This window comes from Acidovorax sp. KNOB132 (assembly GCF_057541515.1).
Genome location: NZ_BAAJYT010000054.1, coordinates 1 through 20,554 on the forward strand (window position 1 = coordinate 1; position 20,554 = coordinate 20,554).

Sequence of the window (20,554 nt, forward strand, 5' to 3'; positions counted from 1 at the left end):
GGCTGCAGCGCCCGCGCCGCACGCCCCGGGCGCCGCGCCCGTCGGCCTGCCGCACGCCAGCCCCTCGGTGCGCAAGTTCGCCCGCGAACTCGGCGTGCCGCTCGAAGAGCTCAAGGGTTCCGGCCCCAAGGGCCGCATCACGCAGGATGACGTGCAGGCCTTCACCAAGCAGGTGATGAGCGGCGCCACCCAGACCAAGGCCCAGGCCGCCAAGGCCCCGGCCGGTGGTGGCGGCTCCGGTGCCGGGCTGGACCTGCTGCCCTGGCCGAAGGTGGACTTCGCCAAGTTCGGCACGGTGGAGCGCAAGGACCTGTCGCGCATCAAGAAGATCAGCGGCGCCAACCTGCACCGCAACTGGGTGATGATTCCCCACGTCACCAACAACGACGAGGCCGACATCACCGAGCTGGAAGCCTTCCGCGTCTCCACCAACAAGGAGAACGAGAAGTCCGGCGTGAAGGTGACCATGCTCGCCTTCGTCATCAAGGCCGTGGTGGCCGCGCTCAAGAAATTCCCCGAGTTCAACACCAGCCTGGACGGCGACACGCTCGTCTACAAGCAGTACTACCACGTCGGCTTCGCGGCGGACACGCCCAACGGCCTCGTGGTGCCGGTGCTGAAGGATGCCGACAAGAAGGGCATCCTCCAGATCAGCCAGGAAATGGGCGAACTGGCCAAGAAGGCCCGCGACGGCAAACTCGGCGCGGCCGACATGCAGGGTGGCTGCATGTCGATCAGCTCGCTGGGCGGCATCGGCGGCACGCACTTCACGCCCATCATCAACGCACCCGAAGTGGCCATCCTCGGCCTCTCCAAGGGCCAGATGAAGCCGGTGTGGGACGGCAAGGCCTTCGTGCCGCGCCTGGTGCTGCCGCTGTCGCTGTCGTACGACCACCGCGTGATCGACGGCGCCAGCGCCGCGCGCTTCAACGCCTACCTCGGCCAAGTGCTGGCGGACTACCGCCGCATCCTGCTGTAAAGGAGCATCCCCTATGGCAGTGATCGACATCAAGGTGCCCGACATCGGCGACTTCGCCGAAGTGGGCGTGATCGAAGTGCTGGTGAAGCCCGGCGACACCATCCAGGCCGAGCAGAGCCTCATCACCGTGGAATCCGACAAGGCATCGATGGAAATCCCGTCGAGCCATGCCGGCGTGGTGAAGGAGCTCAAGGTCAAGATCGGCGACAAGGTCGCGGAAGGCTCCGTGCTGCTCACGCTGGAGGCGTCCGACGCCGCCAGCGCGCCGGCCGCGGCGCCCGCACCTGCAGCGGCGCCTGCGGCAGCTTCCGAGCCAAAACAGGCTCCAGCACAATCAACACTAGGGCATGCTGCTACAAAAAGCGTAGCAATCGCTCCGGCGGCCAGCTACGGCGGCACGGTCGACCTGGATTGCGACGTGCTCGTGCTGGGCGGTGGCCCCGGCGGCTACAGCGCCGCGTTCCGTGCGGCCGACCTGGGCCTCAAGGTGATCGTGGTCGAGCGCTACGCCACCCTGGGCGGTGTCTGCCTCAACGTGGGCTGCATCCCGTCGAAGGCGCTGCTGCACGTGGCGGCGGTGATCGACGAGGTCAGCCACCTGAAGGCGGCGGGCATCGATTTCGGTGCGCCCAAGGTGGACATCGACACGCTGCGCGGCCACAAGGAAAAGGTCATCGGCAAGCTGACGGGCGGCCTCGCGGCCATGGCCAAGATGCGTAAGGTGACCACCGTGCGCGGCGTGGGCCAGTTCGTGGGTGCGAACCACCTCGAAGTGGAAGAGACCACGGGCGCCACGGGCCAGGAGAAGACGGGCAGCAAGAAGGTCATCGCCTTCAAGAACGCCGTCATCGCCGCCGGCTCGCAGGCCGTGCACCTGCCGTTCATGCCCAAGGACCCGCGCGTGGTGGACTCCACCGGCGCGCTGGAACTCAAGGCGGTTCCGAAGCGCATGCTCATCCTGGGCGGCGGCATCATCGGCCTGGAAATGGGCACCGTGTACAGCACGCTCGGCGCGCGCCTGGATGTGGTCGAGATGATGGACGGCCTGATGCAGGGCGCCGACCGCGACCTCGTCAAGATCTGGCAGAAGATGAACGCCAAGCGCTTCGACAACATCATGCTCAACACCAAGACGGTGGGCGCCGAAGCCACGCCCGAGGGCATCAAGGTGACCTTCGCCGCGGCGCAAGAGGGCGGCACCGCGCCGGAACCCCAGGTGTACGACCTGGTGCTGCAGGCCGTGGGCCGCACGCCCAACGGCAAGAAGATCGGCGCCGACAAGGCCGGCGTGGCCGTCACCGACCGCGGCTTCATCGACGTGGACATCCAGATGCGCACCAACGTGCCGCACATCTTCGCCATCGGCGACATCGTGGGCCAGCCCATGCTGGCGCACAAGGCCGTGCACGAGGCGCACGTGGCGGCGGAAGTCATCGCCGGCGAACTGCAGGGCAACAAAGAGCTGGCCGCCGCCGCCTTCAACGCCCGCGTGATCCCGAGCGTGGCCTATACCGACCCCGAAGTGGCCTGGGTGGGCCTCACGGAAGACCAGGCCAAGGCGCAAGGCATCAAGGTCAAGAAGGGCCTGTTCCCCTGGACGGCCTCTGGCCGTGCCATCGCCAACGGCCGCGACGAAGGCGTGACCAAGCTGCTGTTCGACGATTCGCCCGAGGCCCATGGCCACGGCCGCATCCTGGGCGGCGGCATGGTCGGCACGCATGCGGGCGACATGATCGGCGAGATCGCCCTGGCGATCGAGATGGGCGCCGACGCGGTGGACATCGGCAAGACGATCCACCCGCACCCCACGCTGGGCGAGAGCATCGGCATGGCGGCGGAGATCGCCCATGGCTCCTGCACGGACGTGCCGCCGCAAAAGAAGTGAGTCCGGCGCCACTGTGCGGCGCCCTCATCACGCAAGGCAGCTTCGGCTGCCTTTTTTCATGGGCCGGAAGGTCGCGATTGGACGGGGCGTGGGCGCCGAGGGGACGCCAGCGGCGGCCTATCATGGGTCGAAGTTCGGGCCAGGCGCAACAATGCACTTGCCGCCACGCGCTGCGATGGACTCGAATCCACCACAGGAGACATTTCCCCATGCGATTGAAATTCTGCGCGTCGGCCGTTCTGCTGGCGCTGTCCAGTGCCGCCATGGCGGCCTGGCCCGAAAAGCCCATCACCCTGGTCGTTCCCTTTCCGCCCGGCCAGGCCACCGACATCTTCGCCCGGGCGCTGGCCGAGAAGCTGGGCACCCGCCTGGGGCAGCCGCTGGTGGTGGACAACAAGGCCGGCGCGGGCAGCAACATCGGCACCGAGCAGGTGGTGCGCGCCAAGGCGGACGGCTACACGCTGGTGATGGCCGGCAGCGCGATGGCGGTGAACCAGACGCTGTACCGCAAGGTCAACTTCGATCCGCGCAAGGATCTGCAGGGCATCAGCCTCGTCGCCAAGGTGCCGCTGGTGTTCCTGGCGCACCCCCAGTCCGGCATCAAGACCATGAAAGACTTGGTGGACAAAGCCCGGGCCGAGCCGGGCAAGCTGAGCTATGCCAGCGCGGGCATCGGCGGTACGCAGCACCTGAGCGGGGAGATGGTCAAGGCGCGTGCCAGGATCGAGATCGAACACATTCCCTACAAGGGCAGCGGGCCGGCGCAGGCCGATTTCATCGGCGGGCAGGTGCCCTTGATGGTGGATTCGGTGACGGCGGGCCTGGCCAACATCCAGGCGGGCAAGGCCGTTGCGCTGGGTGTCACCTCTGCCACGCGCTCCAGCCAGTTGCCGAACGTGCCGGCGATTGCCGAAATCGGCCTGCCGGAGTTCAAGGGCTTCGAAGCCGTGGGCTGGCTGGGCCTGATGGCACCCAAGGGCACGCCGCGTGCCATCGTGGACCGCTTGAACCACGAGGTGGTGGACATCCTCTCCAGCGCCGAGATGCAGAAGTTCATCCGCGACCGTGGCTCCGAGCCGTCGCCCAGCACGCCCGAGGCCATGGACCAGTTCGTCGCCCGCGAAATCGTGGAGTGGGGCAAGGCCGTGAAGCAATCCGGCGCGTCGGTGGACTGATCCGATGCGCTCGCGGGGCGGGCCGGGCAAGGGATGGCCAGGGTGAAAGCGTGAGCAGGCGGCCCTGCGCTTCGGAGTGGCGGCAGTTCGTTGGCGCACCGGCCCTCGAACGCGATGGGTGGGCAAGCCAGGGATGGCGGTTGCTATGGAATTGGTAGCTGGTGGGTTCGGATCGGCAAGCGGCGGAGGGCTTTTCGCCCTGGTTTCTTTGCCACAATCGCACCATGCAACCCTTGCTTGACGCCATCGCCACGATGGCCCTCCCCACGGACGCCCAGCGCATCTTCCACGGACGCGGCGGCCGGTTTCCCGGCTGCGAACATTGGGCGCTGGACGCCTACCCGCCGGTCTTCGTGCTCACCAGTTTTCTGCCCGTGGCCGAAGAAGACCTCGCCACCATCGGTGCCGCATTGCAAGGCCGATGGGCGCAGATCGCGCCGGGCGAGCCGCTGAACTGGGTGTTCCAGTGCCGCCACGAGCCACTGCGCTTGCAGGGCCGCGCAGAAACCAGGCTGATGGCAGGCGCCGTGCCGGACCCGCATGTGGTCACGGAGCAGGGCGCGCGCTTTCGCGTGCACGTGCTCAAGGGGCAGAACCACGGCCTGTTCCTGGACATGGCGGAAGGCCGGCGCTGGGTTCGGCAATGCGTCGCAGCGCACCAGGCACGCGAACCGCGCGGTGCCAAGGTGCTGAACCTGTTCGCCTACACCTGCGCGTTTTCGGTGGTGGCACTGCAGGCGGGCGCCCGGCAGGTGGTGAACGTGGACATGAGTCACGGCGCCATCGCCATCGGGCAGCAGAACCACCAGCTCAATGGACTGACCACGGGCGCAGGCTTTCTGGCCCATGACATCTTCAGTACCTGGGGCAAGATCACGCGCGGCGGCCCCTACGGCCTGGCGATCATGGACCCGCCCAGCTACCAGAAGGGCAGCTTCGTCGCCACCAAGGACTACGCGCGGCTCATGCGGCGGCTGCCGGACCTGCTGGCGCCGGGCGGGCACGCGCTGCTGTGCCTGAATGCGCCGGAGCTGGGCCTGGATTTTCTGCAAGGGCAGATGCAGGCGCTGGCGCCGGACTTGGCGTTCGTGGAGCGGTTGGCCAATCCTGCGGTGTTCGCGGACGTGCAGGCGGAGCGGGCCCTGAAGGTGCTGGTGTACAAAGCGCCGGATTGATGCCCGATAGAAGGCCCATGCCTCTGCTCGTATGGCCCGCAGCGCCCTTCGTGGGCGGGCCGCTTCAGCCGCCGCTCTGGATGTAGCGCGTGAGGCCCGCAGCCAACGCGGCGAAGGTGGCAGCGCAGCGCGGGCTCTCGCGCAGGTCCTCATGCATGGCGATCCAGGTGTCCAGCGCAGGCGAAAACACCGGCTGCAGCACGCGCACCAGCGACTTGTCCCGGGCCCCCAACCCGACTTGGCAAGCACCGATGCCGAAGCCTGCCCGGATCGCTGCCAGTTGCGCCAGATCGCTGTCTGCCCGAAACGCGAGCCCGGGGCGAGCGAACACCGGGAATTGCGCCTGCATCCTGCGCAGAAAAGGCGTCTCGTGGTCGAACCCGATCATCGCGTGGCCGGCCAGGTCGTCCATCGACTTCGGCACCCCGTGGGCCGCCAGGTAGCGCTTGTGCGCATACATCCCCAGTTCCACAGCGCCGATGCGCCTGGCCACCAGGGCCTCCTGCGTGGGCTGGAACATGCGCACGGCAATGTCGGCCTCCCGGTGCAGGAGGTCGTCCGCCGCATTCGACAGCACCAGCTCGATGGTCAGTTGCGGGTGCGCGCTGCGCAGGGCCGACAGGATCGGGGGCAGCACCTCTACCCCGACGATCTCGCTGGCCGTGAGGCGCACCGTGCCGCGAACGCCGGATCCATGGCTGCTGGCCACGCGGCGCAGCGCCGCCGCGGTGGACGCCAGGCCGGCCGCATAGGGTTGCAGTTCCAACGCGGCTTCAGTGGGCTTGAACCCATCGAACGAGCGCGTGAACAGCTTCAATGCCAGGGCGTTTTCCAGGCTGTCGACATGGCGGCCGACGGTGGGCTGCGTCAAGCCCATCGCCCGCGCGGCCGCTGACAGCGAACCGGTTTTCAGCACCTGCAGGAAGGTCCGGTACCACTCCCAACTCGGTTCGGGATCGGCCATGGTATGCATTTATGAATAGTGGGGATGCGATTTTAGGCAATTTTCTTTGACCCACTCCGATCGCAAACTGCAGGCTCGCACCGCTGAAGTACCGGCGGTCCAGATTCAGCAGGACATCACCATGCCCCCCATCGCACTCTTCGGCGCCGCAGGCGCCATTGGACAAAGCATCGCCGCTGCGCTTCGCGCCAAAGGCCAGCCCTATCGCGTCGTCGGCCGGACCCGATCCAGCCTGAGCCAGGCTTTCGGCGCCGATCCGCTGGCCGACATCGTGACCTGGAATCCCGACGACCCGGCTTCGGTGCAAGCGGCCGCGTCGGGCGTGGAGACGCTGGTCTACATGGTGGGTGTGAACTACTGGCAGTTCGGGCTGCACCCGGACGTGATGCGCAAGACGCTGGCGGGCGCCATCGCGGCCGGCGTCCGGAACATCGTTCTCATCGGCACGGTGTATCCGTACGGCCGCCCGCGGACACAGCCGGTGCGCGAAGACCACCCCCGGGCGCCGCACACGTTCAAGGGCCGAATGCGCAAGGCACAGGAAGACCTGGTGATGCAAGCCCATGCCGAGGGCCGTATCCGCGCCACGGTGCTGCGCCTGCCGGATTTCTATGGCCCCGGCGTGCAGGCCAGCCTGCTGCATGGGGCTGCGCAGGCCGCCGTGCAGGGCGGCACCGCCGACATGGTGGGGCCCATCGACCTCCCGCACGAGTTCGTTTACGTGCCGGATGTGGGCCCGGTGATCGTCCAGCTGGCGAACACCGCCGCGGCATTCGGCAAGATCTGGAACCTGGGCGGAGCCGGCGTGACGACGCAGCGTGAAATGGTGTCCGAAATGGAGCGCCAGACCGGCAGGGCGCTCAAGCGCAGGGTGGTGGGCAAGACCATGCTGCGCCTGATCGGCCTGTTCAACCCGTTCATGCGCGAGATGGTGGAGATGCACTACCTGCTCACCGACCCGGTGCTCATGGACGACTCGGCCCTGCAGGAACTGCTGGGACCGATCCACAAGACGCCTTATGCGCAGGGCATCCGGCAAACGCTGGCGGCTGCGGCAGAGCGCGGGGGTTGAAGCCTGCCTCTTTCATGCAGGGCATCCAAGCGGTTCAGAAGATGGCCTAGCCCTTGGCGTACAGCACATCCGAACGCAGCACGTACTTGGTGCCTTCCACGAGCGCGCCGCCTTCGTGCCAGGTGTCGTGGATGAACAAGATGGCCGTGCCTTGCCTGGGTTGCACCTGGAAGGTCTTGAAGTCGGTGGCGCCTCCCTCGAATCCCTCGTTCAGGTAGACCAGGAACGTGAGTGCGCTGGTCAGGCCGCCTTCATGCCATGGGCCGTCCTTGTGCATCTTGAACCGCTGGCCGGGCGTGTATTGGTAGAAGCGCAGATCCTTGGGCAGGCCCACAGCACGGGCACCCTCGATCTCCGGCAGTTCCACCTGCGACAGCCTGTGCCACAGCAGCGCCACCCAGTCCGGGCGTTCCACCATCGTGCGCTGGTTGTTTCGCACCTGGGGCAGGGGTCGGGGTCCACCGTGGGTGCGCACTTCCGCCGCGATGAAACCCGTGTCCTCAGCCAGCTGGATGAGTTGACCGCACTCGGCGGGCGTCAAAAACTGGGGGATGGTGAAAACGCGAGGACTCAGTGTCACCCGATGCATGGTTCGATCTCCGCCAAAAAAAACGTCCGAAGCGCAGCCCAAGGTCAGCGCGCAGGCTGCGTGTTTCGATGGTCTCACAGTGTGTGGAGATGCTGGTTTTGGGGGCTACGGCACATGCCCATCCGCACTGGCCCCGCTGCTGGCTTGCAGCCGGCCAAGGGCTGCGCTGAGGCGCTGCAGCGTCTGGGGGTTGTCCTCGGCCTGCGCCTGGTCCATGCCCGCTTCGACGACGGCTTGCGCGCGCTCCGCGAGGTCGCGCCACGCACCCGGCTCCAGCACGGCATGGGCCGCCTGAAGCCAATCGCAAGGGGGCGAATAGGCTGCCGACAGCTTGCGCACGGCGTTGAGCGCAAACGGCGGGCACAGGATGGCCTGCACCGCCACCGAGCGCGCGGTGTGCCGTGGCGTATGGCCGCGCCGCCCCTGCCGCAGGGCCAGCAGCGCGATCCAGAACGCAAACCCGTAGATCAGCGCGAGGCAGCCCAGTTGCGCGGCCTCGCTCGGCCAGAGGAACAGCGCCGCAGGCAGCAGCATGAACAAGGTGGCCCCGAGGCCATACAGCGGCCACGCGAAGCCAGCGAAACCCTTGGCGTGCTGGCGCAGGCCCTCGATCGCCCGCGCATCGCCCGGCAGGTGGACACGCTCCGCGTCCCACCGCAGGGTGTAGACGGGCTGGTGCGGCAGCAGCAAGGCAGGCCAGGCCAGGTAGGCCCAGCGGACCTCGAAACCCTGCGTCGCCAGCAGCCCGTGCCAAACCCGCCGGCCCCGGCGCAGCAAGCCGGCATCTGCGGCCAGCGGCACGCAGGCGTCATACGCGTAGAAGGCGCAGATGGCGAGCATCACCTGCGCTTCGGGGCCCAGCAGCGTGAACACGGGGTGTCAGAGGTTGGCGGCGAGGGGGCCGTAGCGGGCGCGGTGCTCAGGCTTCCTTCTTGCCGCGGCCAAACAATTTGCCGATGGCACCGAAGACAGCGGCCACGCCGACGAGCAGGAACTTCCAGAACGCGGCGATGAAACCGCCGATGACCGTCCACAGACCCTTCTTGGACGCCACAGCCGCTGCGCCGCCCAGCACCAGCGCACCCAGGCCGATCTTGGCGAGCTTGTCGCCGTTCTTGAATTCGGCGTAGGTCTGGCCGCTGTTGTAGTTGAATCCGGTGAGCACCTGCTTGAACTGCTCGGTGTCCTTCGCGAGGTTTTCGGGATCGGACACGAGGATGGCGCTCATCACGCCGGTGCGGCCCAGGATGCGCGAGGTGTAGTTGATCGCCTGGTGGCCGCTTTCATCGCGCAGGCGCAGGCCCCATTCCAGGCGTTTGCTCTGCGCGTCGTAATGCGGCTCGACCTGCCAGCCCTCGGTGTACAGGGCCTCCATCCCCAGCTTCTTGCGCTGCTGGTTGCCCTCTGCATCGGCCGCCTTGATGGACGACAGCAGTTCGGGGGCATTGATCTTCTCGTCGTCCTTGATGTAGCCGGTGTCGTCGAACGAGAACACCGCGAACCAGTCCAGCGAGCGCGGGGCGATCAGGTAATGGTTCGGGGTGGGCGGATTGCCATACAGCTGCAGCAGTTTGGCCGTGTCCTTGTCGTCCAAAAAGGCGTATCCCTTCGGGATCTTGATGGTGGCGTTGCTGCCGATTTCGCCCTGGCCCTGGTCGATCCAGTGCAGTGCCTTGACTTGCTCCGCGAGTTTTTCCTGGCGCTGCTGCGATTCCGGCGCCTGGGCCCAAAGGGCCATGGACATGCTGATGCCCAAGATGGCCGTAGCCAACGACTTGATCATTTCTTACCCTGTTATGAATTGGTTTTTGGAGTGTGCGCACAGGCCTTCCGCCCAGCCCGTGGCTGGAGCAGACACCTCTCCCGCCCGGCGCCACGGCAAATGTACCCGGTGCGCCACACCACCCAACCGCCCCGGACAGGGCAGGAAGATGGCCATGATCCGGTCGGCATCGAAGGGTTGCGTCAGGGCGTTGTCGAAATCCGGAATGCCCTCGCGCTGCGCTGCGCCACTGCTGCAACGCCACTTGAGCAGGCCAGCGGCAGAGGGGGCATTTCGTTCGGCACGAGGTCAAGAATGACTACATCGAAATGGCCGCAGGGCGCCTGCGGCAGCCCCCCGCCGGCCATCGTAAGCTGGCCTGCGCGGACCGAACAGGATTTCAAATCATCGGCGGTTCGCAGAGCAAGCCTGCGCAGTCACGGTGCCCATCGACCCCACCCCGCGCTCGGCTTCATCTTGTCTCGGTAACCACCACGTTACTTATCGTTAAGGCCGATAGGAGTATTGCCATGCGCCTTGCGCAGTTCATTCGCCACGCTCGGGAAGAAATCCTCGCCGAGTCATTTGCCTACGCGACCCGCATCCCCGCGCTGCAGGGCTCGGCTGCAAGCGTCTTGCGCAATCACCTTCCGCTGGTGCTGGACGCCATCGCACTGGACCTGGAGCAGCCGCAAAGCCGGGAGCAGTCCATCGACAAATCCCTGGGGCATGCCGCGCCCCCTGCCGAGGAGTCCGCCGCGCAGTCCCATGGCACGCTGCGGGCCCGCATCGGACTGGACATAGAGCAGCTGGTGGCGGAGTACCGCGTGATTCGCTCCTGCGTGCTGCGCCTGTGGATGGAATCCGGCCAGCCGACCGCCTTCGCGATGGACGACACGGTGCGCTTCAACGAAGCCATCGACCAGGCGGTCGCGGAGTCGGTGGCGTTCCATGCGGCTGAGGTCGCCAAGTGGCGGCATATCTTTCTCGGCGTGCTGGGCCACGACCTGCGTGGTCCCCTGAACGCCATGCTGCTGACCGCGCAATTGCTGGAGCGGGTCGGGAGCCAGAACCCTGAGCAGGCGACCTATCTGGTCGGCGCATTGCTGCGCAATGGCCGTCACCTGAATGTGCTGCTCGACTCACTGCTGGAATACAACAAGGCCACGCTGGGCGTGGGCACGCCGCTGCATCGCCAGGCGGTCGACTTGGGCGCGGCCTGCCAGGAAGAATTAGAGATGCTGCAGCAGGCTTTTCCCAAGCGCCGGATTCGCTGGCAGATCACGGGTGATGCCCGGGGCGACTTCGACCCGTCGCGTGTGCGGCAGGCGGTCTCCAACCTGGTATCGAACGCAGCCCAGCACAGTCCGGAGGGCAGCGAAGTCGCCGTGATCGTCGTAGGGCAAGCGGCAGCGGTGGAGATCACCACGGAGAACCTGTCCGATCCAATTGCCCCGGAAGTGCTCGATACCTTGTTCGACCCCTTGCGACGCAACGCCAGCCCTTCAGGGGCTTCGTCGGGGCACCTGGGCCTGGGCTTGTTCATCGTGCGGGAGATTGCCAAGGCGCACCAGGGCGAGGTGACCGCCTCGACGGCGGACGGCGTCATCCGGTTCAAGATGGTGTTGCCAAAATCTTCGAAGGCGGCCTGAGGCCCCTGCGCGCGCGCTACCCGGTCGCAGTAGCGCGCGCTTTGGTGCTACGGGGTGGGCCCAATGGCCAACGCCAGTTGGTCGATGGCGCGGTCAATGATTGCCTGCCGCTCCTCTTCGGCAAAGGCCTGCAGGAAGCCTGCAGTTCCTTCGATCAACAGGTAGGAAAGGCCGTGGACAAGGCCCCAACTGGAAGCCACTGCCGTGGCCGCCTCGACAGGCGAGGCTGCGGGCCCCAGCGCAGCCTCGATGCATGACCGCAGCAGCGCCAGCGGGTTGGCGGGGCCTTGGGGTGCGCATTCCGTCGGCTCCTGGGGAAGGCGCTGGCCGAAGAACATCAGCCTGAAAAGCTGCGGATGGGCCCGCGCAAACATGACGTAGGCCCTTCCAGAGGATGCCAATCGCGCTTGGGGACCAGGTTTGCCTTGCGCCATTTCGCGCTCCATCGCCTCCGACAACTGGTCAAAGCCCTGATGCGCCAGTGCGCACAGCAGGGCTTCGGTGTTCGGGAAGTGGTGTGCGGGCGCCGCGTGGCTGACTCCCGCGCGCCGTGCCGTGCCGCGCAGCGAAAAGCCCGCAATGCCCTTGTCGTCGAGTTCGGCTGCGGCCGCATCGAGCAATGCGGCACGCAGATCGCCGTGGTGATAGCCGCGCGGCGCTGGCAGCGGGGCCGGGGCGGGCCGGGTGCGTCGCTTCGCCGTGGCAACTGCGGGTGTCTTGCTGGTGGGCATGTCTTGCTTGTCCAAAAACGTCAGGCGTGAAAAAAACCCGAGTTTATCTAGACGATGTAAAAATTAATGTTTACAGTGCCTAGATTTAATGCTTTTAACCGAATCCATCCGAAACCTGCCATGACACTGGACTCCATTTTTTCAATCTCCTCCGGGCTGGCTCTGCTGGGCTGGATGGTCCTGGTGGCCAGCCCGGTCATGCCCCGATGGTCGAACCGCCTGGCGGCCTGGGTGATTCCTTCGCTGCTTGCCACGCTCTATACAGCGCTCATGCTGGCGCATTTCGCCGCAGCGCAGGGCGGTTTTTCTTCGCTCGATGACGTAGCGCGCCTGTTCGCTTCCAGGCCGGTGCTGCTGGCGGGTTGGTTGCATTACCTTGCTTTCGATCTGGCCATCGGTGCGTGGGAAGTGCGGGATGCCCGCCGGCGATCGGTCAGGTTCTGGCTCGTCCTGCCCTGCCTGGCGGCCACCTTTCTGTTCGGCCCGGCCGGCTTTCTCCTGTACTTGATCGTGCGCAGCACCGCCCCACGGCGCCAGACCGAGGCAGGCTGACGTGTCCGATACAAGCACCATGGCTGTCGCTACTGAATTCACCCCGTCTCTGCGACCACCCTGGCGGTCGTCGCTCGCGGATTGGGATGGCCCAATGGTCCGGCTCGGTGGCGCGCTGCTGGCCGGTCTGCCCGTGCTGGTGCTGGCCGGTCTGCTGGACGACCGGGAATGGCACGGGCTTACGCTGTGGACGAAGCCGATCAAGTTTGCGATCGGCTTTGCCCTCTACCTCATGAGTCTGGGCTGCTTTGCCGCCTTCATCGACCCGGCTTGGCGACAGCGGCGGGTGTTCCGGGTGGCGATCTTTGCCGGCCTGTTGGCCATCGCCATGGAGCAGGCCATCATCACCCTGCAGTCGGCGCGGGGCGTGGGCTCGCATTTCAACATCGCCACGGCCTTTGACGCGGCGCTTTACAGCGCAATGGGTGCAGGTTCCCTGGTGCTCCTGGCCATGGTGCTGCCCATTGCATGGGGCCTTGCACGCCATCCCGGCACCCAGCCGCTGTCCGCGAGCATGCGCCACGCGCTGGTCGCCGGACTGCTGTTGACTTTCGGGCTCACGCTGATCACCGCCGGGACCATGGCGGTGATGGGAAGCCACCGTGTCGGTGCACTGCCTGGCACCAGCGGGGCGATGGCATGGATGGGCTGGCTGCGACATGCCGGCGACTTGCGCGTGCCGCATTTCTTCGCCACCCACGCCATGCACGCCATCCCGCTCGCGGCGCTGATGCTGGGCCCACTCCTTCGGCTGGGCCAGCGCGGCGTCGTTGGCGTGGCTGCGATCTACGGCGCTGTCGTCCTGGCGGTGTTCGTGCAGGCTTTGCAGGGCCATGCGTTTCTTGCGTTCATCGGATAGCGCGCACCATCGGCTTCGAAGGACCGTATACCCACGGCGCGGACGAGGGGGATTCGGCTACCCGGCCGCATCAGACATAGCGCTGCTCCAGGGCGTCCCACGCCGGCTTGCCCACCAGGCGCTGGCGCTCTGCAAAGGGAGCCACCAAGGCCGGGTCTTCGCCGAGGCGCTTCGTCTCGCGCAGCACGGTGAGCGCTTTCTGCATGCCGGCCACCGCGCCCTGCAGCGCTGCATTGGCATACAGCACGATCCCGTAGCCCAACTGGCCCAGTTCCTCTGCCCCGACGATGGGCGTGCGCCCGCCGATCACCATGTTCATGAGTTGGGGCGTGGCCAGGCGTCCGGGCAGCGCGCGAATGTCCTCGGCTTTGGTGACGGCCTCGATGAACAGAAGATCGGCCCCGGCTTGCGCGAAGCGTTCGGCACGCTCGATGGCCGCCTCCAGGCCCAGCGTTGCGGCCGCGTCGGTGCGCGCCATGATGAGCAGGTCGGGATCGGTGCGCGCATCCACCGCCGCCTTGATTTTGCCGACCGCCTCTTCGCAGGCGATCACCTCCTTGCCGGCAAAGTGCCCGCAGCGCTTGGGCGCGACCTGGTCTTCGAGCTGGATGCAGTCGGCGCCGGCCCGTTCCAGCACGCGCACGGTGTGCCGGACGTTGAGCGCGTTGCCAAAGCCCGTGTCGGCATCGACGAGCAGGGGCAGGGCGACCGCGTCGCGGATGCGCGCCGTGTGGTCGGCGATCTCGTGCAGGCCCATGAAGCCCTGGTCCGGCAGGCCGAACCACATGTTGGTCACACCGGCACCGGTGACGTAGAGCGCTTCGAAGCCCAGGTCTTCGACGACCCGGGCCGACAGCGCATTGAAGGCGCCTGGCACCAGCACGCCGCGGCGGGCCTCCACCAGTGCGCGCAGGTGTTTGCGTGGGGTGTGGGCCATGGCGTCAGATCACGTAGAGGTCGATGTATTCGTGCACCGGCAGGGCCTCCAGCGTCTGCGCATCGAGCGAGGCCGCCAGGATCGCGTCCTGCTGCTTCGGGGGGAAGCTGCGCGCGAGGTTGCGGCGGAACTTGGCCTCCAGCAGTGGAATGCCTTCGGCGCGCCGGCGCCGGTGGCCGATGGGGTATTCGACCGCCACTTCGGGCAGGGCGCTGCCGTCGTTGAACACCACCGTCAGCGCATTGGCGATGCTGCGCTTTTCCGGGTCGTGGTAGTCGGCGGTGTAGCGGGGGTCTTCCACGCAATGGATCCTGGCGCGCAGCGCGTCGATGCGCGGATCGACCGCCACGCCGGCTTCATAGTCGGCTGCGGTGAGCCGGCCGAAAATCAGCGGCACCGCCACCATGTACTGGATGCAGTGGTCGCGGTCCGCCTCGTTGTTCAGCGGGCCCTGCTTGTCGATGATGCGGATGCAGGCCGCGTGCGTGCGGATGGTGATGCGCTGCACGTCATCCACGGTCTTGCCTATGTCGCGCAGTTGCTGGTGCAGAGCCATGGCGGCTTCGACCGCGGTCTGGCTGTGGAACTCGGCCGGAAAGCTGATCTTGAACAGCACGTTCTCCGCCACATAACTGCCGTAGGGGCGCTGGAAGCGGAACGGCTGGCCCTTGAAGCACACGTCGTAGAAGCCCCAGGTCTTGGCGGTCAGTGCCGAGGGGCAGCCCATCTCCCCGGTCTGCGCGATCAGCGCCAGGCGCACGGCACGGCTGGTGGCGTCACCCGCTGCCCAACTCTTTCGGCTGCCTGCGTTGGGTGCGTGGCGGTAGGTGCGCAGGCTTTGTCCATCGACCCAGGCCAGCGACACGGCGGCCAGCGTCTCGTCGCGCGACAGGCCCAGCAACTGGGAGACGACCGCGGTCGATGCCACCTTGACCAGCACCACATGGTCGAGCCCGACCTGGTTGAAGGCGTTTTCCAGCGCGATCACGCCCTGGATCTCGTGGGCCTTGACGATGGCGGTGAGCACGTCGCGCATCACCAGCGGTGGCTTGCCCGCCGCCACGGCGGTGCGGCTGAGCCAGTCGGCCACGGCCAGGATGCCGCCCAGGTTGTCCGACGGATGGCCCCATTCGGCGGCCAGCCAGGTGTCGTTGAAGTCGAGCCAGCGGATCAAAGCACCGATGTTGAACGCGGCCTGCACCGGGTCGAGCTGAAACGGGGTGCCCGGCACCTTGGCGCCGTGGGGTACGGACGTGCCCTTGACGATGGGACCGATGAGCTTGCGCGCCGCGGGGTACTCCAGCGCCTCCAGCCCGCAGCCCAGGGTGTCGATGAGGATGTGGCGGGCGGTGGTGAGCGCGAGGTCCGAGGTCACCTCGTAGCGGAGCGCGTAGTCGACGATATCGACGATGACCTGGTCGTATTCGGGGCGGATGTTGCTGATGGGCGCGGACATGGGGGGCAGGGGTGTCGGGTAGTGGTGAAAAGAAAAGGTGGGATGCGCCAATGCGGCTTCAGGTGCGGTCCGCCAGCGCGACGAAGGCCTGGTCTTCGGGCCCCGTGTAGTTCGCGCTGGGCCGGATGATCTTGTTGTCGATGCGCTGCTCGATCACGTGCGCGGCCCAGCCGCTGGTGCGGGCGATGACGAACAGGGGCGTGAACATGGCCGTGGGCACGCCCATCATGTGGTAGCTCACGGCGCTGAACCAATCCAGGTTGGGGAACATGTTCTTGGCCTCGCGCATCACGGCCTCCAGCCGTTCGGCGATGTCGAACATGCGGGTCGATCCCGCCTCCTGGGACAGGGTTTTGGCCACGCCCTTGATGACCGCGTTGCGCGGATCGCTCACGGTATAGACCGGGTGCCCAAAACCGATCACCACCTCCTTGGCCTCGACGCGGCGGCGGATGTCGGCCTCGGCTTCGTCGGGGTTGTCGTAGCGCTTCTGGATCTCGAAGGCCACCTCGTTGGCGCCGCCGTGCTTGGGACCGCGCAGCGCGCCGATGGCGCCCGAGATCGACGAATACAGGTCACTGCCGGTGCCGGCGATGACGCGCGCAGTGAAAGTGGAGGCATTGAACTCGTGCTCGGCATACAGGTTGAGCGAGGTGTGCATGGCGCGCTCCCAGCTCGCCGGCGGCTTGCGGCCATGCAGCAGGTGCAGGAAGTGCGCGCCGATGGAGTCGTCATCGGTTTCGACGTCGATGCGCCGGCCCTGGGTGGACCAGTGGTACCAGTACAGCAGCATCGAGCCGAGCGATGCCAGCAGCCGGTCGGCGATGTCGCGCGCGCCGGGCGTGGGGTGTTCGTCCTTTTCGGGCAGGGTGCAGCCCAGCGCCGACACGCCGGTGCGCATCACGTCCATCGGGTGGGCATGCGCGGGGATCTGCTCCAGCGCCGACTTGACGCTGGCCGGCACCCCGCGCATCGCGCGGAGCCGGGCCTTGTAGGCGCGCAGTTCCGCGGTGGTCGGCAGTTTGCAGTGCACCAGCAGGTGGGCAATTTCCTCGAACTCGCAGACCTCGGCGATGTCGAGGATGTCGTATCCGCGGTAGTGCAGGTCGTTGCCGGTGCGCCCGACGGAGCACAGCGCCGTGTTGCCGGCCGTGACGCCGGACAGCGCCACGGATTTCTTGACGCGGGCGCCCGGGGGCGCGTTGGGGGTCGCGAGGGTCATGCGATTTCCTTTGCAAAGGGGAGGGGGGCGGTGGGCAGGGCGGCATCGGAGCGGGGGATGGTTGCGGGGCGCCCGGCGGCGTCCACCGCCACCATTTCGAACACCCCCCGAAGCACCTCCTCCTGCGGACCGCCCAGGGCCTGCGCCAGGCCAGTCACGCAGACGGTCATCGAGCTGCGGCCGACCCGGCTCACGCGGGCTTGCAGCGTGAGCACATGGCCCACCGGCACGGGCGACACGAAGTCGATGCCGGTCACGCTGGCCATCACCACATCCCGCTGGGCCACGCTGCGTCCCACCAGGAACGCCGCTTTGGCCATGGATTGCAGGGCATGGCCTGCGAACAGCGTGCCGTGGTGGTTCGCCTGGCAGGGAAAGACGATGTCCTGGAACGCGTAGAGGGGGCCGCTGGGGGTTGTCATGCTTCGCAATCTACGCACAATGAAGGCATTGATAAAGCACTGAAAAGGCGAAGCTTTGCAAAATGAAAAAACAGCCAGTTTGCAAATTCTGCGAATTTTTCTTCTGGGTGGCGGGCGACGCGTTGAAGAAAACCTTCATGGGCGTGCGCCTGCGCAAGCTGCGCGCCGAGCGTAGCCTGTCGCAGATCGCCATGGCGCAGGCGCTGGGCCTGTCGCCCAGCTACCTGAACCAGCTGGAACAGAACCAGCGGCCGCTCACCGTGGCGGTGTTGCTCAAGGTCAGCCGCACGCTCGGGGTGGACGTGCAGCAGTTCTCCGAAGACGAAGAGGCGCGCATGGTGGCGGGCCTGCAGGAGGCGCTGGCGGACAACCCCGGGGGCGAGTCGGTCGCGCTGCCGGAGCTGCGGGAGATCGCCTCGCAGATGCCGGCCGTGGGCCGTGCGTTGCTGGCGCTGCACCGGCGCCACCTCGAAGCCACGCAGCGGCTGGAGGCACTCGCCGTGCGCCTGGGCGATGGCAGGGGGGAAGAAGGGGGGCTGGACAACGGCCAGGCCCCCCTTGCACCCGTGCAGCCCATGGCCTTCGAGCGCGTGCGTGACTTCTTTCTCTCGCACCAGAACTACCTGGACTCCATCGACCGCGCCGCCGAGCAGCTGGCCGCCGAGGCGCAGGCTGAGGGCGGTCTGCTGTCCGACTGGCTGGCTCGGCGCCTGCAACAGCAGCACGGCGTGCGCACCGTGCCCTCGCAGGACGACATGGGCACGCACCTGCGCAGCTACGACCCGGGCAGCAGGGTGCTGCGGCTGTCCCCGTCGCTCGACCCCGGCCAGCTCGCGTTCCAGCTGGGCACGCAGTGGGCGCTGCTGGCGCATTCAACGCTGCTCGATGCGCTGGTGGACCTGCCGGAATTCCGGCACGACCCGCAGGCGCGCGCACTCGGGCGCATCGGCCTGGCCAACTACTTCGCTGGTGCTCTGCTGCTGCCCTACGCCGTGTTTCTGCAGGCCGCCGAAACCACGCGCTACGACATCGACCGGCTGGCGCGGCGCTTCGGGGTGGGCTTCGAAACCATCTGCCACCGGCTCAGCACGCTGCAGCGGCCCGGTGCGCCGGGCGTGCCGTTCTTCTTCATCCGCGTGGACCGGGCCGGCAACATCTCCAAACGCCAGTCCGCCACCCATTTCCATTTTTCGAAGACGGGTGGCACTTGTCCGCTGTGGAACGTGTACGAAGCGTTTTCGCAGCCCGGCAAAATCCTGCCGCAACTGGCGCGCATGCCGGACGGGCGCAGCTACCTCTGGATCGCCCGGACGGTCTCCACGGGCCAAGGCGGCTTCGGCGCGCCGAGCAAGACCTTTGCGGTGGCCCTGGGCTGCGACATCCGCCATGCGCCCCGGCTGGTCTATTCGCGTGGCATGGACCTGGACGATCCCGAGATCGCCACGCCCATCGGAATGGGCTGCAAGGTGTGCGAACGCATCGGCTGTCCGCAACGGGCCTTTCCATTCCTGGGCCGGCCGCTGGATGTGAGCGAGAACGAAAGCCGCTTCACCCCGTACCCGGCGGGGGACACGGCGGGCCGTGGGTAGCCGTGCGCCGTGGCACGGGCCGATGAGCGCATCGGCGAACATGGTGCATGCAGTTCGAAGTGAATCTCATTTACTGCATCTCCTATACTGCGGCCTTCACTTGCCTTTTGCGCCATCGATCCTGCGTTCGCGAGGTCTGGCCATGTCGATGGGCATGGCCCATTCCCTGGTTCAGATGTCCGTGTTCGCGCGCTATTACCGAGAGTTGCTGAGGTTCCTGCAGGGGTCCGTCCAGGATCGCGAGATGGCGGCCGACCTGGCGCAGGAAAGCTATGCGCGGGTGCTGGCCGTGCAGCAGTCGGGCGAGACCATCGCCGAACCCCGGGCGTTTCTGTACCGCACGGCGCGCAACCTCGTCATCGACCAGCACCGCCGCGACGCGGTGCGCGGCCAGCATGCCCCTCTGGACGGAGACGATGGCTTCGAGCAGGCCGCTCAGGCCCTGGCCGGCCCACGGGCCTGCGAGCCCGAGGTGGCGGCCATGTCATCCCAGACCGTGAACGCGCTGCTGGCTACCATCGGCGAACTGCCGCTGCGCTGCCGCGAGGCGTTCATCCTGCACAAGTTCGATGGCCTTGCCCAGGCGGACATCGCGCGCCGCATGGGCATCTCGGTGACCATGGTGGAGCGCCACATCCAGCGGGGCATGCAGGCCTGCCGCGATTGCCAGGACCGGCTGGGCGGCTCCCCCCGCGCACCGGCACAGCCCACGCTACCGGAAGGCCCGCGATGACGCGCTGCCCATTCCTGGATCCGCAAGGTTGGGATGGCGCCGTGCCGTGCGTCTACTGCCAGGTACCCTTTTGAAATGTCCATGACCGATCCCCACCGCGCGGCCCCCTTGCCCAGCGACCTCGATACCGAGGCGCTGGCGTGGTTCGCGCGCCTGGACCGGGAACGGGGTGTAGAGCAAAACGCCGAATTCCAGGCTTGGCTGGCCGGGCACCCCAGCCGACAGGCGGCATTCGCCCGCTGGCAGGCCGACTGGCAGCGGCTGGACCAGTTGCCTGCGGCCGGCGTGGCGCAATTGCGACGGCAGCTGGCGGCCGAGCAGGCCCAGGCGGACCGCAAGCCCACGCCGGTGCCCACCGGGCGCAGGGCGTGGCTGCAGGGTTGGTCGGCCCTGGTGCCGCAGGCGGCCGTGGCGGCAGTGGTGGTGCTGATGGCCGGCGGCGGCAGCTATCTGGCCTGGGACCACTGGCAGCAGCAGCCGGTTTTTCGTGCAGAACTTCTCGACGGAACGCGGCCAGCAGCTGGACGTGCAGCTGCCCGACGGCAGCCGCCTGCGGCTCGATACCGCCACGCGGGTGGAGGTGGCGCTGTACCGCCAGCGGCGCGAGGTGCGCCTGCCCGAGGGGCAAGCCGTGTTCCAGGTGCAGGGCGACGCCACCCGGCCGTTCGACGTGCTGGCCGGCGCCGTGAAGGTGACGGTGGTGGGCACGCGGTTTTCCGTGCGCCACACCGCCAGCGTGCCCGGCGACAACGGCGTGCGCGTGGCCGTGGAGGAGGGGCGGGTGCGCGTGGCGGCGGCCG

The 20,554-nt window shown here is 67.1% G+C and carries 20 protein-coding genes; 11 read left to right on the forward strand and 9 right to left on the reverse strand.

The window, feature by feature from the left end:
• The 4 genes from AC27IO_RS10110 to AC27IO_RS10125 form a co-directional block, all read left to right on the forward strand.
• Window positions 1-979 (forward strand): 2-oxo acid dehydrogenase subunit E2 (locus AC27IO_RS10110; RefSeq protein WP_498738801.1); only part of this gene is annotated, 979 nt, incomplete at its 5' end.
• 13 nt (window positions 980-992) lie between these two features.
• Window positions 993-2,864: a dihydrolipoyl dehydrogenase gene (lpdA, locus tag AC27IO_RS10115; protein WP_498738803.1), complete on the forward strand. Its 1,872-nt coding sequence runs from the start codon at window positions 993-995 to the stop codon at window positions 2,862-2,864.
• A 209-nt stretch (window positions 2,865-3,073) separates the two neighbouring features.
• Complete coding sequence (locus AC27IO_RS10120) at window positions 3,074-4,039, forward strand: tripartite tricarboxylate transporter substrate binding protein (RefSeq protein ID WP_498738805.1); 966 nt, start codon at window positions 3,074-3,076, stop codon at window positions 4,037-4,039.
• Window positions 4,040-4,263: 224 nt separating this feature from the next.
• Window positions 4,264-5,214, forward strand: coding sequence for a class I SAM-dependent methyltransferase (locus tag AC27IO_RS10125; RefSeq protein WP_498738807.1), 951 nt, complete (start codon window positions 4,264-4,266; stop codon window positions 5,212-5,214).
• A 64-nt stretch (window positions 5,215-5,278) separates the two neighbouring features.
• On the opposite strand, the gene AC27IO_RS10130 is transcribed toward AC27IO_RS10125, so the two are convergent.
• Window positions 5,279-6,178 carry a LysR family transcriptional regulator gene (locus AC27IO_RS10130; RefSeq protein WP_498738809.1) on the reverse strand — a complete coding sequence of 300 codons (900 nt, stop codon included), beginning with the start codon at window positions 6,176-6,178 and terminating at the stop codon, window positions 5,279-5,281.
• A gap of 121 nt (window positions 6,179-6,299) precedes the next feature.
• Here AC27IO_RS10130 and AC27IO_RS10135 point away from each other — a divergent pair, with 121 nt between their 5' ends.
• Complete coding sequence (locus AC27IO_RS10135; protein WP_498738811.1) at window positions 6,300-7,250, forward strand: NAD-dependent epimerase/dehydratase family protein; 951 nt, start codon at window positions 6,300-6,302, stop codon at window positions 7,248-7,250.
• 46 nt (window positions 7,251-7,296) lie between these two features.
• Here AC27IO_RS10135 and AC27IO_RS10140 read toward each other — a convergent pair whose 3' ends face one another.
• The 3 genes from AC27IO_RS10140 to AC27IO_RS10150 form a co-directional block, all read right to left on the reverse strand.
• Window positions 7,297-7,839 carry a 2OG-Fe(II) oxygenase gene (locus AC27IO_RS10140; RefSeq protein ID WP_498738812.1) on the reverse strand — a complete coding sequence of 181 codons (543 nt, stop codon included), beginning with the start codon at window positions 7,837-7,839 and terminating at the stop codon, window positions 7,297-7,299.
• Window positions 7,840-7,944: 105 nt separating this feature from the next.
• Window positions 7,945-8,712 (reverse strand): hypothetical protein, encoded by a 768-nt coding sequence (locus AC27IO_RS10145; RefSeq protein WP_498738813.1) that lies wholly within the window; start codon window positions 8,710-8,712, stop codon window positions 7,945-7,947.
• Between the two features lie 46 nt (window positions 8,713-8,758).
• Entirely contained in the window at window positions 8,759-9,583 is an 825-nt protein-coding gene (locus tag AC27IO_RS10150) for a DUF2167 domain-containing protein (RefSeq protein ID WP_498738815.1), read from the reverse strand.
• A gap of 548 nt (window positions 9,584-10,131) precedes the next feature.
• Here AC27IO_RS10150 and AC27IO_RS10155 point away from each other — a divergent pair.
• Complete coding sequence (locus tag AC27IO_RS10155) at window positions 10,132-11,253, forward strand: sensor histidine kinase (protein WP_284428427.1); 1,122 nt, start codon at window positions 10,132-10,134, stop codon at window positions 11,251-11,253.
• A gap of 47 nt (window positions 11,254-11,300) precedes the next feature.
• On the opposite strand, the gene AC27IO_RS10160 is transcribed toward AC27IO_RS10155, so the two are convergent.
• On the reverse strand, window positions 11,301-11,984 hold the full coding sequence (locus AC27IO_RS10160; protein WP_498738818.1) for a TetR/AcrR family transcriptional regulator: 684 nt from the start codon (window positions 11,982-11,984) through the stop codon (window positions 11,301-11,303).
• Window positions 11,985-12,104: 120 nt separating this feature from the next.
• Between AC27IO_RS10160 and AC27IO_RS10165 the strand changes: the two genes are divergently transcribed.
• Both AC27IO_RS10165 and AC27IO_RS10170 read left to right on the forward strand, forming a co-directional pair.
• Window positions 12,105-12,536 carry an ABA4-like family protein gene (locus tag AC27IO_RS10165; RefSeq protein ID WP_498738820.1) on the forward strand — a complete coding sequence of 144 codons (432 nt, stop codon included), beginning with the start codon at window positions 12,105-12,107 and terminating at the stop codon, window positions 12,534-12,536.
• A 133-nt stretch (window positions 12,537-12,669) separates the two neighbouring features.
• Window positions 12,670-13,395, forward strand: a complete 726-nt coding sequence (locus AC27IO_RS10170; RefSeq protein WP_498738822.1) for a hypothetical protein — start codon at window positions 12,670-12,672, stop codon at window positions 13,393-13,395.
• A 70-nt stretch (window positions 13,396-13,465) separates the two neighbouring features.
• Here the strand turns inward: AC27IO_RS10170 and AC27IO_RS10175 are convergent, their stop codons facing one another.
• The 4 genes from AC27IO_RS10175 to AC27IO_RS10190 are packed head-to-tail and all read right to left on the reverse strand — an operon-like array spanning window position 13,466 to window position 17,432.
• The gene (locus AC27IO_RS10175; protein WP_498738823.1) at window positions 13,466-14,332 is read right to left on the reverse strand and encodes an isocitrate lyase/PEP mutase family protein; all 867 of its coding nucleotides are present in this window, start codon (window positions 14,330-14,332) and stop codon (window positions 13,466-13,468) included.
• A 4-nt stretch (window positions 14,333-14,336) separates the two neighbouring features.
• Entirely contained in the window at window positions 14,337-15,788 is a 1,452-nt protein-coding gene (locus tag AC27IO_RS10180; RefSeq protein WP_498738825.1) for a bifunctional 2-methylcitrate dehydratase/aconitate hydratase, read from the reverse strand.
• Between the two features lie 58 nt (window positions 15,789-15,846).
• Entirely contained in the window at window positions 15,847-17,010 is a 1,164-nt protein-coding gene (gene prpC, locus AC27IO_RS10185; protein ID WP_498738827.1) for a bifunctional 2-methylcitrate synthase/citrate synthase, read from the reverse strand.
• Window positions 17,007-17,432 (reverse strand): acyl-CoA thioesterase, encoded by a 426-nt coding sequence (locus AC27IO_RS10190; RefSeq protein ID WP_498738830.1) that lies wholly within the window; start codon window positions 17,430-17,432, stop codon window positions 17,007-17,009. The genes prpC and AC27IO_RS10190 overlap by 4 nt, the downstream gene beginning before the upstream one ends.
• A gap of 122 nt (window positions 17,433-17,554) precedes the next feature.
• On the opposite strand from AC27IO_RS10190, the gene AC27IO_RS10195 reads away from it, so the two are divergent.
• From AC27IO_RS10195 to AC27IO_RS10205, 3 genes are all read left to right on the forward strand, one after another.
• Window positions 17,555-19,021, forward strand: coding sequence for a short-chain fatty acyl-CoA regulator family protein (locus tag AC27IO_RS10195; protein ID WP_498738836.1), 1,467 nt, complete (start codon window positions 17,555-17,557; stop codon window positions 19,019-19,021).
• A 154-nt stretch (window positions 19,022-19,175) separates the two neighbouring features.
• Window positions 19,176-19,754 (forward strand): sigma-70 family RNA polymerase sigma factor, encoded by a 579-nt coding sequence (locus AC27IO_RS10200; protein ID WP_284428419.1) that lies wholly within the window; start codon window positions 19,176-19,178, stop codon window positions 19,752-19,754.
• Window positions 19,755-20,241: 487 nt separating this feature from the next.
• Window positions 20,242-20,554, forward strand: a 313-nt coding sequence (locus AC27IO_RS10205) for a FecR family protein (protein WP_498738834.1), incomplete at its 3' end; no start/stop codon positions are given.

What these genes read in the sequence shown, in the direction of transcription:
- lpdA (WP_498738803.1), top strand. Translation starts at nt 993, where the DNA reads ATGGCAGTGATCGACATCAAGGTGCCCGACATCGGCGACTTCGCCGAA.
- AC27IO_RS10155 (WP_284428427.1), top strand. Translation starts at nt 10,132, where the DNA reads ATGCGCCTTGCGCAGTTCATTCGCCACGCTCGGGAAGAAATCCTCGCC.
- AC27IO_RS10165 (WP_498738820.1), top strand. Translation starts at nt 12,105, where the DNA reads ATGACACTGGACTCCATTTTTTCAATCTCCTCCGGGCTGGCTCTGCTG.
- AC27IO_RS10135 (WP_498738811.1), top strand. Translation starts at nt 6,300, where the DNA reads ATGCCCCCCATCGCACTCTTCGGCGCCGCAGGCGCCATTGGACAAAGC.
- AC27IO_RS10200 (WP_284428419.1), top strand. Translation starts at nt 19,176, where the DNA reads ATGGCCCATTCCCTGGTTCAGATGTCCGTGTTCGCGCGCTATTACCGA.
- AC27IO_RS10140 (WP_498738812.1), bottom strand. Translation starts at nt 7,839, where the DNA reads ATGCATCGGGTGACACTGAGTCCTCGCGTTTTCACCATCCCCCAGTTT.
- AC27IO_RS10180 (WP_498738825.1), bottom strand. Translation starts at nt 15,788, where the DNA reads ATGTCCGCGCCCATCAGCAACATCCGCCCCGAATACGACCAGGTCATC.
- AC27IO_RS10160 (WP_498738818.1), bottom strand. Translation starts at nt 11,984, where the DNA reads ATGCCCACCAGCAAGACACCCGCAGTTGCCACGGCGAAGCGACGCACC.
- AC27IO_RS10120 (WP_498738805.1), top strand. Translation starts at nt 3,074, where the DNA reads ATGCGATTGAAATTCTGCGCGTCGGCCGTTCTGCTGGCGCTGTCCAGT.
- prpC (WP_498738827.1), bottom strand. Translation starts at nt 17,010, where the DNA reads ATGACCCTCGCGACCCCCAACGCGCCCCCGGGCGCCCGCGTCAAGAAA.
- AC27IO_RS10130 (WP_498738809.1), bottom strand. Translation starts at nt 6,178, where the DNA reads ATGGCCGATCCCGAACCGAGTTGGGAGTGGTACCGGACCTTCCTGCAG.
- AC27IO_RS10125 (WP_498738807.1), top strand. Translation starts at nt 4,264, where the DNA reads ATGCAACCCTTGCTTGACGCCATCGCCACGATGGCCCTCCCCACGGAC.
- AC27IO_RS10175 (WP_498738823.1), bottom strand. Translation starts at nt 14,332, where the DNA reads ATGGCCCACACCCCACGCAAACACCTGCGCGCACTGGTGGAGGCCCGC.
- AC27IO_RS10190 (WP_498738830.1), bottom strand. Translation starts at nt 17,432, where the DNA reads ATGACAACCCCCAGCGGCCCCCTCTACGCGTTCCAGGACATCGTCTTT.
- AC27IO_RS10150 (WP_498738815.1), bottom strand. Translation starts at nt 9,583, where the DNA reads ATGTCCATGGCCCTTTGGGCCCAGGCGCCGGAATCGCAGCAGCGCCAG.